The organism is Tolypothrix sp. VBCCA 56010 (assembly GCF_050875635.1).
Taxonomy (GTDB): domain Bacteria; phylum Cyanobacteriota; class Cyanobacteriia; order Cyanobacteriales; family Nostocaceae; genus Hassallia.
Map to the genome: position 1 here is coordinate 1 of NZ_JBPAOH010000210.1, position 10,371 is coordinate 10,371.

Annotated in this window: 11 protein-coding genes and 1 pseudogene; 4 read left to right on the forward strand and 8 right to left on the reverse strand. The window is 42.8% G+C overall.

What is annotated here, in order from left to right; all coding sequences use genetic code 11:
• Positions 1-246: 246 nt before the first annotated feature.
• Positions 247-651 carry an IS200/IS605 family transposase gene (gene tnpA, locus AABK37_RS37535; protein ID WP_432556533.1) on the forward strand — a complete coding sequence of 135 codons (405 nt, stop codon included), beginning with the start codon at positions 247-249 and terminating at the stop codon, positions 649-651.
• Positions 652-877: 226 nt separating this feature from the next.
• Here tnpA and AABK37_RS37540 read toward each other — a convergent pair whose 3' ends face one another.
• The 4 genes from AABK37_RS37540 to AABK37_RS37555 all read right to left on the reverse strand — a co-directional run bounded on the left by AABK37_RS37540 (position 878) and on the right by AABK37_RS37555 (position 3,766).
• Positions 878-1,621 carry a cobalt-precorrin-6A reductase gene (locus AABK37_RS37540; protein WP_432556534.1) on the reverse strand — a complete coding sequence of 248 codons (744 nt, stop codon included), beginning with the start codon at positions 1,619-1,621 and terminating at the stop codon, positions 878-880.
• Positions 1,622-1,768: 147 nt separating this feature from the next.
• Complete coding sequence (locus AABK37_RS37545; RefSeq protein WP_432556535.1) at positions 1,769-2,041, reverse strand: GlsB/YeaQ/YmgE family stress response membrane protein; 273 nt, start codon at positions 2,039-2,041, stop codon at positions 1,769-1,771.
• Positions 2,042-2,389: 348 nt separating this feature from the next.
• The gene (locus AABK37_RS37550) at positions 2,390-3,097 is read right to left on the reverse strand and encodes a pentapeptide repeat-containing protein (protein WP_432556536.1); all 708 of its coding nucleotides are present in this window, start codon (positions 3,095-3,097) and stop codon (positions 2,390-2,392) included.
• 36 nt (positions 3,098-3,133) lie between these two features.
• Complete coding sequence (locus AABK37_RS37555) at positions 3,134-3,766, reverse strand: Vat family streptogramin A O-acetyltransferase (RefSeq protein ID WP_432556537.1); 633 nt, start codon at positions 3,764-3,766, stop codon at positions 3,134-3,136.
• Between the two features lie 264 nt (positions 3,767-4,030).
• Between AABK37_RS37555 and AABK37_RS37560 the strand changes: the two genes are divergently transcribed.
• The gene (locus AABK37_RS37560) at positions 4,031-5,278 is read left to right on the forward strand and encodes a tetratricopeptide repeat protein (RefSeq protein ID WP_432556538.1); all 1,248 of its coding nucleotides are present in this window, start codon (positions 4,031-4,033) and stop codon (positions 5,276-5,278) included.
• Positions 5,279-5,303: 25 nt separating this feature from the next.
• Here AABK37_RS37560 and AABK37_RS37565 read toward each other — a convergent pair.
• The 3 genes and pseudogenes from AABK37_RS37565 to AABK37_RS37575 form a co-directional block, all read right to left on the reverse strand.
• Positions 5,304-5,468, reverse strand: a pseudogene (locus AABK37_RS37565) (RNA-guided endonuclease TnpB family protein); the annotation flags it as partial.
• Between the two features lie 57 nt (positions 5,469-5,525).
• Positions 5,526-5,816, reverse strand: coding sequence for a hypothetical protein (locus tag AABK37_RS37570; RefSeq protein WP_432556539.1), 291 nt, complete (start codon positions 5,814-5,816; stop codon positions 5,526-5,528).
• A gap of 358 nt (positions 5,817-6,174) precedes the next feature.
• On the reverse strand, positions 6,175-6,699 hold the full coding sequence (locus AABK37_RS37575; RefSeq protein WP_432556540.1) for a GNAT family N-acetyltransferase: 525 nt from the start codon (positions 6,697-6,699) through the stop codon (positions 6,175-6,177).
• A 558-nt stretch (positions 6,700-7,257) separates the two neighbouring features.
• Here AABK37_RS37575 and AABK37_RS37580 point away from each other — a divergent pair.
• Complete coding sequence (locus AABK37_RS37580) at positions 7,258-8,829, forward strand: metallophosphoesterase family protein (RefSeq protein WP_432556541.1); 1,572 nt, start codon at positions 7,258-7,260, stop codon at positions 8,827-8,829.
• Between the two features lie 123 nt (positions 8,830-8,952).
• Positions 8,953-9,708 (forward strand): class I SAM-dependent methyltransferase, encoded by a 756-nt coding sequence (locus AABK37_RS37585; RefSeq protein ID WP_432556542.1) that lies wholly within the window; start codon positions 8,953-8,955, stop codon positions 9,706-9,708.
• A 57-nt stretch (positions 9,709-9,765) separates the two neighbouring features.
• On the opposite strand, the gene AABK37_RS37590 is transcribed toward AABK37_RS37585, so the two are convergent.
• A complete protein-coding gene (locus AABK37_RS37590; RefSeq protein WP_432556543.1) occupies positions 9,766-10,047 on the reverse strand; it encodes a hypothetical protein in 282 nt (93 codons plus the stop codon).
• Positions 10,048-10,371: the final 324 nt, after the last annotated feature.

The window sequence follows — 10,371 nt, forward strand, 5'->3', positions numbered from 1 at the left end:
CAATTCTCGGTTACGTGAGGTACACCCGTAGGGGCACGGCAGTGCCGTGCCCCTACACGCGACGATATAATGTTGTACCGCATCTGAATGGGAACTGCTATATTTAGCCCACGCAGGTGGGCTTTGTTCGTATAGCCCCAGGCTTCCAGGCTGAGGGCGTGTGGGGGTGACGTTACATGCCTGAGGGCGTTATTTAGGCATTGAAGCCGGGAAACATATAGTGAGGCACGTTGAGATATTAAAAAAATGTCGAGGAATTTTACACAATTATATTTGCATTGTGTTTGGGGAACTTGGGATAGATTACCGCTGGTAACAAGAGATATTCAAGATATTGTTTATGCTGCGATCGCTAAACAATGTAGTGAATTAGGATGTACAGTAATTGCTGTTGGTGGCATTGCCGATCATGTACACTTGTTAATAAACTTTCCGCCAAGCCTAACAGTATCTGAATTAATAGGCAAAGCAAAAGGTAGTTCCTCCCACCTCATCACCCATGAAATCAAACCCGACTGCTTTTTTAAATGGCAAGGCGGTTATGGTGCATTTACAGTTAGCCGCAACAATATCGACCAAATAGCCAACTACATCAGAAATCAAGACATACACCATAACCAAAAAACTCTTATTTGCGACTGGGAAATGTAGATTACGGACGTTGCACACGCCCGCCGACACCCTTCCAGGGTGTCGGCTATAGGAACGAAGCCCGCCTTCGCGGGCTGTAATTCTAGCCCACGCAGGTGGGCTTTGTTCGTATAGCCCCAGGCTTCTAGCCTGCGGGTGCGGGTGCGGGTACAGATGCGGGTGCGCCGGTGCGGGTGTGCTGCACGTGCGGATGCCGATGCGGACACTTCAAAAACACACCCTAGCCTCACTTCACATGACCGATCAACCAATTTAACGCTGCTTCTACATTTGCAACGCGATCGCTCTCTGGAATTGCCGGACGCTGTACCATCACAACAGGGATATTCAACTCTCGTGCAGCAATAATCTTGGCGTAAGTCGCATCACCACCGCTATTTTTACTTACAATAGTGTTGATCGCGTGCTGACTCAACAATTGTCGTTCCGAAGCCAGGGTGAAAGGTCCTCTATCATATAAAAGTAAACCTTTTGGTACTAAAGTATTCGGTTGTGGCGGGTCAATCATCCGCATGAGAAACCAAATATCTTGAAGGTGGGCAAAAGCCGCAAGTTCTTGTCTGCCGATAGTGAGGAAAACTCGCTTTGTGCGATCGCTTAACTTCTGGGCAGCAGCTTCAATACTTTCAACTTCTATCCAATTGTCCCCCATAACTCGTTCCCACATCGGACGCACCAACATCAACACCGGAATGTTTACCTCAGCCGCAGATGCGATCGCATTCAGCGATATTTGCGCCGCAAACGGATGGGTAGCATCAATCAGCAAATCAATTGCTTCATAACGCAGATATGCAGTTAATCCGGCTACACCACCAAAGCCACCAATCCGTATATTTCCTGCCACATCTTTTGGTTGACGAGTGCGACCAGCGAGAGATACCATCACCTCAATTCCTGGAAGATTTGCCGCTTTCGCCGCTAGTTCAGCCGCATCACCGGTTCCACCCAGAATTAATACCCGCTTCATACTTTACATAGAATTAATTTTTACCCAAAAACATAATAATAAGCGCCTACCTAACTACAGGCAAGCGCTACCGCTTTTATTGAATTCAGGGATAAATATAGTTGGACTTCCCCGAAGTTTACTATTAATTAATCGCAATTTAAATTATTACACAGCACTTCTGCGGTTGATTAGATTCCACAAGAAAACTGCGACGATTGCACCAAGAACTGCTACTAAAATACCGGGGATGCTGAAAGTAGGAGCTGCTAGGGCAAAAGTCCCTGTACTCAAGAATACGCCCAAACTGCCGCCAATAAAAGCACCGATGATTCCTAACAAAATGGTTCCTAAAATTCCGCCGCCTTGATGACCTGGGTAGATAGCCTTAGCAATGGCACCAGCAATTAGACCTAAAACAATCCAAGCAAGAATATTCATGTTCCGTTAATTTGGTGAAGGTTTTTTCTAACAAATACAGAATAACAATTCAAACCCTGGCATCCAATCTGCCAAGAGAACTAATTGTTATTAGCCTCAAGGCATAGTAAAGACGTTTTGGCAAAACGTCTCTACTCTTATTTCTTTTGACATACGCCTCAATTGAAATAACTAATAACTTAAAAAAAAGCTCCTAGTCGGTCTAAAACTAGAAGCCTCAAAGATTATTGCTTGGTAATAATTGCAGTATATGCATTTCTAATTACTTGTTTCCTCTACTAGAAGAGTTAGGCGTTGATGAATATAAAGGTAGAGACGTTCAGTCCGGAACGTCTCTAGAGATAAAATTTAAATACTATTGTTTCTAAGACACTCTTCCAAGTCTCTTTCTATAAACTTGGCGCCTGTCAGGTTAGCCCCACTCAAGTTGGAAAAGTGAAAATTTGCGCCTCTAAGGTCTGAAGACGCTAGATTCGCTCCTCTGAGGTCTGCATGACTTAAGTTAACTTCACTTAAGTTAGCCCCCCTTAGGTTAGCCCCCCTTAAGTCTGCTAGTTGCAAATCTGTTTTAGTTAAGTTTGTCCTGACTAAGTATGCCTGACTCAGGTCGGCTCCACTCAAATTAGCTTCACTTAAATCTGCCGCTGTTAAATCAACTTTGCTTAAGTCGGCTTTGCTTAAATTAGCCAAATTCAACTTTGCATAACTTAAATTAGCTTCACTCAGCTTCACTGATGCCAGCATTGCACACCTCAAGTTAGCATTGATAAAATTCCTCTCTCCTGCTGCATAACGCTTTATCAGTTCATCACTCTTCAACGAAGCTAAACAAGCAAAAGATATGCCGCTATAACACCATTTTGCTGACACCAAGTTAGCAGCAGTGTTAACCGCTACCTCATCACACTTGGTCATGACTACACCATTGCAGCCATCCCACTCACCGCCGAGTATAAAAGCAACATCAGAAGCCGCTGCTACTGAGTCGAATAGCAAAACAGGCTGCTGTTTTTGCCGTGACCAACTATTCAAAGCAATCGATATAATATTTTTCATTTCTATAGTTGAGGTAACGCATTTTACTGTCTAAACTCACTCACAACTTCTAAGCGCATCAATATCCGCAGAAACAATCAGCTCAAGATTGCGCGAGATTTTTTCGATACTCCAGTTCCACCATGCGATTTCTAAAAGTGCAGCGATCGCCTCAGTTGAAAATCGCTGCTTAATCAATTTCGCCGGATTCCCGCCAACGATGGTATAAGCTGGTACATCGCTCACCACCACTGATTTGGCAGCGACGATCGCCCCATCCCCAATTTTCACACCTGGCATGATTGTTGATTCATAACCAATCCACACATCATTACCAACCACAGTATCGCCTTTGAATGGTAATTCACCTATCTGTGGCATGACTTTTTCCCAACCATTCCCAAAGATTTGAAACGGATAAGTTGACAAACCAGACATTTTGTGGTTTGCCCCATTCATGATGAACTTGACACCCGTGGCGATGGCGCAAAATTTCCCCACAATCAATTTGTCACCAATAAACGGATAGTGATACAACACATTGCGCTCAAAGTTCTCCGAATCTACTGGATCGTCGTAATATGTGTAGTCACCAATGATGATGTTGGGATTGACAACGGTATTTTTGATGAAGCAGATTTGCGGAAATCCCTCCATCGGGTGTTTATTGTTTGGATCGGCTCCGTACAAAGTAGCCTCCCTTATCGGTGCGTGCGATCGCTCCCAAAATTATCGCACGTCACCTCAGGTGTGAAGCACGCCAAACCAGAGTAAGAAAAAAACTCTCAGTCTTGATCAATTAACTACGGTTCATCTATCAAGTTACCGTTGTTTATCTATTGCCTTTTCTCGCTTGGGTGTGACATACTTTAAAAAAGTACATTATTCCGACCGATTTACCGTAGTTAAGCAATAAACAACAGACGCACTTATGCTGTGAGGAATTAACAGGCAATGCAAGAAGATACACAAAAATTAAAAGTGACAACAGATTCACCAGAAGCGATCGCCCTTATAAATCGCTTCATCGATCAAGCTTTGAGTTATGGTTCATATGCAGAAACTGTGATTTTGCAAGCAATTGCCGCCGATCCGACTTGTGCGATCGCTCATGCTTATGCTGCTGCTTATTACCTTTCCCAGGAAAATCAAGTAGGTTTAAGGCAAGCGCAACCTTATTTGCAAGCAGCACAACAACATTTAGAGAAGATTACAACCAGAGAAAAGTTATATGTACAAGCGATCGCAGCTTGGGCAAATAAAGAGATAGATGTAGCGATCGCCCTGCACGAAGAGATTACCGATAACTTTCCCACTGATATGATATCCGTCCAGCAAGGACAATATCACTATTTTTATACAGGTGACAAAGATAAATTATTGAAAATTGCCCATAAAATCGTATCTGCGAATATAAATTCTCATTATTTATACGGAATGGTAGCGTTTGGTTTAGAACAGTGTCATCAACTAGCAGCAGCGGAAAAGATGGCTATGTTAGCAGTAAAATTAAATCGTCACGATCCTTGGGTGCATCATGCGATCGCTCACGTCATGGAAACTCAGGGACGAGTTGAGGAAGGTATAGCTTGGATGGAGAACTTTGCAGATACTTGGGAAAACTGCAACTCGATGCTGTATACTCACAACTGGTGGCACATTGCGCTGTATTATTTAGAACTGGGCGACACAGATAAAGTTTTAGCGCTTTACGATAATCATATCTGGGGACGCGCTCGGAAAGACTCTCCAAAAGATGAAGTAGGAGCAATTTCACTATTATTGCGGTTAGAATTACGCGGGGTAAATGTAGGCGATCGTTGGCAAGATATAAGTGCTTATCTTTACCCTCGTATTAACGAACACGCTCTACCTTTCCAAGATTTGCATTATATCTATGCTTTAGCCAAAGCAGGACAAACTAACTGGGTAAATCAGATGTTAGTAAGTATGCAACAACATACTCTGACGGTGAATTTATTTTTGCGGCAAAGTTGGTTAGAGGTAGCAATACCCGCAGCTAGGGGGATGATGGCTCACGCTAAAAAAGATTTTAATACAGCTGTGATGGAACTTAAACCTTTAAAGCGGCGGTTGCACGAGATTGGGGGAAGTCATGCACAGCGGGTTTTATTTCAGCAGGTTTATCGAGATGCGCTTAAGAATGTTGAGAAAAGTCAGATTTACGGGATTACAGCTTGATTAACGTCTGATTATGATTTGTGAACTACCCAACACCGACCCTGCCGGGTACGGTGTGGGCTTCTGTACTCACGGGGGAATGCCTTAGATTGGACTTTCGTCCAAGCTTTGGTCTTACTTCCCCTCCTACAGCAGAGACGGCTGAACCTTCCGCCTTTAGCATTTTGATGCCTTCTATTCTAATATTGATGGGAAAAGATATAATCGTCGCTGCCCGTCTTATATCCCGACGCTAAACGGAGTACCGTTATAGCGCGGGACTTACGACGAAGAAGTTAAATTTCAGCATTTTGTAGAGACTATAAGTCTGTTTTATATATAGCTGCATCAATTTCTGTCGCTGTGGTCTGCTATCTTGTAATGCCTCATAGATGCTTGACCACTTGCGTCTAAACACTGGTGATAAGGATAAGTCTGCTAGGCAATAAATATTTCGGGTCAGCAATATGGCATCTGTCAATTCAAAAGTTGCGTCCTTGGCTCTACCTAAATATTTGTAGGCTACTTGACGAAACTCTTCAAGTCTGGCACTTTTCATGTTGGTAGGTGAGTAATGGTAGTTCTTTTCTCACCTTCCGCCAAAAGGGGGACTGTATTCAATCAGACACCCCTTTTTTCTTGATCGTTCTTCATCTAGTCTCAGTTCAGAAATAATGATAATCAAAATAGGGGAGTGGGAGAGAAACGAGCGTCGCTCGTTTCTCTCCCACTCTTTCCATGATTATCATTATTGTAACTATTGTCAGATATGTGTACTACACACTGTTTAAAAATTGTATATGCTTTGAGACTGACTTGAAAATATTTTTAATCCGTAATCTTATTTGACTTGCGTTTCCTCATATCGCTTTTAGTCTAAACTCCAGTCAAAATGCTGTAGGCATTAGGGATAATATCTAAACCCTCACGAGTTGCGTGGGGGTTTTAATGGTGTTGTTAAACAATTGAGCCACACCACAATAATGCTCGTTATTCCAAGAAATCTCATAGAATTGGTTATTGGTGTATCGGTTGATAACCTTGCGCCAAAATGTTTGTGCATCTACATTTAAGGCCAGCTGTCGTACCTCCCACTTGCTAGGAAACAAATCGAAAATAAAGGACGCTACCCGATAGCCAATACCTTGTCGGCGGTATTTGCGTAGAATGAAGAATTCACCCATGTCCATAGTGTGTTCGTCTCCTGAAAGCTGGCTGTGCCCGTCGGCAATGACAAACCCTGCGAGCGAGCCATCCACCTTAACAAGAAACGGATGCCGCCAAGGCTCAGTCCAACAACCTTTAAGACCGTCGTCCCCAAACCGACCATCATTCCCGACATCCCAACCCATGAACTCACTAAAATCATAAAGGTAAAGTTCTATCAAATGACTCAAAATCGACTGATCTTGCGGACGGGCTTCAATAATTTCAATATTCACGCTAGTTTCCTCTAATATTGTTGAGACGGCTGAAGCCCTAGTGGCGATCGCACTCTCTAGCTTCTCTCATCTTCCAACCAAGGGGGTCTGTGTTAACCGCAGACTGCCTTGACAAATATTTTATACCAACAACACATGTTTTCTGAAGTTAATGGTTGCCCTTTGGGCGGCTTCAGAGGAGCATCACCTACTTTTAGTTTCAGTTTATTAATAATGATAATCAAATAGTGGAGAGGAGGGAGGCGAGCCTCCCTCCTCTTTGGCAAGATTATCATTATTGTCTTTGATGTAACTTACGTGCTACACAGTTTTTAAGAGTCATGAATGAGTTGAGACTGACTCGTCATTTCAGTTAACTTATGTTCTCTTGTATCGTTTTTAGCCTCAGATCGATTTAGAACATTTGTACTCTTTGAGTGACGCTCGCTAACTTTTAGTCTAAACTCCAGTTGTAAGCTGATTATTGAAAGTTGCCTTCTATGCTTTTTGATGAACTGGTGAAGGCGTTGCCGCTCTGCGGCTTGCCGAAGGCATCGCGTTACAAGGAGACTAACTAGAGTGAAATTAATATCCGATCCACCGATTCCAGTGAAAATCCAAAAGATGAAGGAACGAGTGCGATGGAATCATCCGAGTATTATCTCACGCTTAATTGACCAAACCAGCATGATTTTGGATGACGGTAGAGACGATCGCCCAGATTTTTCCTTTATGGTTATCGGTGATACTGGCACTAAGTCGCATTATGGCAAACATCCCCAACGCAAAATTGCCGAATTAATGCTGCCTCACCGCGATTCTTGCCGTTTTGTGTTGCATACGGGGGATGTAATTTATGTCGTCGGTTCCCATGAGTATTATCCCTCAAACTTTATTGAGCCTTACCGCGAGTTTTTGGAGAATGGCGAGAATCCTAAAAGCATTCGTTACGATCGCATGGTCTTCAATTTACCAATATTACCCGTGCTGGGCAATCACGATTACTACGATGTACCGTTGATGTATCGCTGGCTGACCGGAACAACGCAACCTTTACGGCGAATGTTCCGCTATCAAGATATAGAGATAGGGTGGCATGGTTCATCTCAAGGCAATGCTTATGCAAAAGCATTTCTTGATTATTTGCAGGCGATGTCTTCTTTGAAAGAGTTAGAACGTCACCTAGATAAGCATTATACTGCCAAAAGTGACACCGGGCGCTGTTTGCGTTATCAACCCGGACACTTTACCCGCTTGCCCAATCGTTATTATACGTTTCGTTACGGCGGTATTGACTTTTTCGCTCTCGACTCGAATACTTTTAATGAACCATTACCGCTGCCGGCAACGAAAGAAGGGGAAATTAATCGCCGGGAATTAGAAAAACGTCGGCGGGAAATAGACCAAGAAGAATCAGAGATTTTGGCATTATGCGATCGCCTCAACCCAGATAACCCCAAAGAAGCCGAACAACTCGATGAATTCAGTGCCAAATTAGACCAAATCAACGAAATCAAAATCGACATCGAGAAACAACTTGCATCTGACAAACCGTCTGCGATCGACTTTGAACAACTCGAATGGCTCAAACAAAGATTAATTGAATCTTGGCATACTTCAGACGTGCGCGGACGTATAATTTACTTTCATCATCCGCCATACGTCACTGAAAGTAATAAATGGCATCAAGCGCAAACATTAGCAGTTCGTCGTCGCTTGCGTGCTTGTTTTGATGCAGTTGCCCTTCAGGTTGGTTCCCTGACTCAAGGACGTTCGATAGTCGATTTAATTTTAAACGGTCACGCCCACTGCTTAGAATATCTCCGCACCGCTGATACTGGATACGCAGACTCACACATCAACTGCATTATTAGTGGTGGTAGCGGTCATTTTCCCCGTCGCCAACGCCAAGAGGGAACAGAATTGATGGAAATTTTTGAGGAAATTGACGGTAGTTACAACCGTAAAATTGCGGATTCGTTGCTTTTTGTTGGTCGCGAAGGTTACAAACCACATCGACGATTGCCTTACTCATTCGTGCGAATTGATGTACAAGAAGGTTGCCCACCCAAGTTTATCATCAGACCGTTTGTGGCAGAGCGAGTAGGAGAAAATTGGAGCGATCGCGCAATGGATGCGTTTGTAATTTAAATTTTGGGTAGATGGCGGGGGAGGATAACCCCGCTTCTAGTTATATAAAATATGGTAGTAAGCGTTTTAACGCTTATTTTCAGCACACACGAGTGCTGACTGCAAAATAAAACAAATCAAATAATGAAATTTAAACTAAAAGATAAATTTGTATTTTTAACCATAGGCATCATACTAATACTGTGCAGCTGGCTGCTTAACCCTACGCTGTCACCAACTGCACCTACAGCATCCGCAACATATCAACAAAAGGCTATCCACAACCCAGACGGTATCGGCAAATTCTACCAAGGTCGAGAAATAGCCCAAGTTATGGGACACACCGGCGCCTCATGGCTAGAAAGACCAAGCCGTGAAGCAGAAGAACAGCCAAGTAAGATAGTAAACGCGATCGACCTCAAACCTAACGATGTTGTTGCAGACATTGGCGCGGGTACAGGTTATTTAAGCTTTCGCATCGCACCGTTAATTCCCAAAGGAAAGGTGTTTGCAGTGGATATTCAGCCAGAAATGTTAGATATTATTAAGTCTTTGAAACAAGAGAAAAATATCAGCAACGTTGAACCGATTTTAGCAACGGTGAGTAACCCCAACCTACCGCCTGAAAGTGTCGATTTAGCGATAATGGTCGATGCTTACCACGAATTTGCGTATCCCTTTGAAGTGATGCAAGGAATTATCAAAGCCCTTAAACCTGGTGGTAGAGTGGTTTTGGTTGAATACCGGGGCGAAAACCCCTTTGTGATGATTAAAGCTTTGCACAAGATGACTCAGAAACAAGTAAAAAAAGAAATGCAAGCTGTTGGTTTGATTTGGCGCGAAACCAAAAACTTGCTACCACAGCAGCATCTAATGGTGTTTGAAAAGCCCCAGACATGAGTCTGTGCCTTTAGAATAGCTGCTTTGTGTTCCTTAAAAGTTAATCAATAATAGCAATCAAGAAGCAACTTTATCTTGAATACTACTCAGGCAAAAATTAAGATGAGAACGAATAGCCCGCTCATAAACTAAAGTTTGCTCTGTGCGTATCCCGACAGGCTGATATATCAAGTTCACTTCGGGAAATTCCTGCCAAGACATCAAAAAAATGTCTTTGGCAGGAGTAGTAATTTGATAATTATTCTCTTGTCTCTTCTTTGTCAGCCGACAATTATTTAGCTTTAGCTTTTGTCTAAATAATTCTTCAAATTCGGGAACTAAATTTGCATAATTTGTCATGGGCTATACACGCTCAAAGGTTTTAGTGAGAGAATCGGCATCTGGTGATATTACTAATTATGACACTTGATTTACTTAAAATATAATTTTTGTTGAATGTATAAACTAGTCTGTGTATTTTCTCATCAAAATTTCACTGTAGGGTGCGTTAGCCGCATGATTGGGATGATTTTTCATGAAATAAGATTAAAGCGCCGCAGGGCACCCTACTTAAGATTTGCTATTTTGATGTAGAAAGAGGAATGATGCTGGCACTTTTTGCTGCACTATCCCAAACTATCCAATTACAAGAATCATCCACATCAGCCGCATTATTTGTGACTT

Excerpts from the sequence above, each read along its gene's own strand:
- tnpA (WP_432556533.1), top strand. The coding sequence starts at position 247 with ATGTCGAGGAATTTTACACAATTATATTTGCATTGTGTTTGGGGAACT.
- AABK37_RS37540 (WP_432556534.1), bottom strand. The coding sequence starts at position 1,621 with ATGAAGCGGGTATTAATTCTGGGTGGAACCGGTGATGCGGCTGAACTA.
- AABK37_RS37545 (WP_432556535.1), bottom strand. The coding sequence starts at position 2,041 with ATGAATATTCTTGCTTGGATTGTTTTAGGTCTAATTGCTGGTGCCATT.
- AABK37_RS37550 (WP_432556536.1), bottom strand. The coding sequence starts at position 3,097 with ATGAAAAATATTATATCGATTGCTTTGAATAGTTGGTCACGGCAAAAA.
- AABK37_RS37560 (WP_432556538.1), top strand. The coding sequence starts at position 4,031 with ATGCAAGAAGATACACAAAAATTAAAAGTGACAACAGATTCACCAGAA.
- AABK37_RS37570 (WP_432556539.1), bottom strand. The coding sequence starts at position 5,816 with ATGAAAAGTGCCAGACTTGAAGAGTTTCGTCAAGTAGCCTACAAATAT.
- AABK37_RS37585 (WP_432556542.1), top strand. The coding sequence starts at position 8,953 with ATGAAATTTAAACTAAAAGATAAATTTGTATTTTTAACCATAGGCATC.
- AABK37_RS37590 (WP_432556543.1), bottom strand. The coding sequence starts at position 10,047 with ATGACAAATTATGCAAATTTAGTTCCCGAATTTGAAGAATTATTTAGA.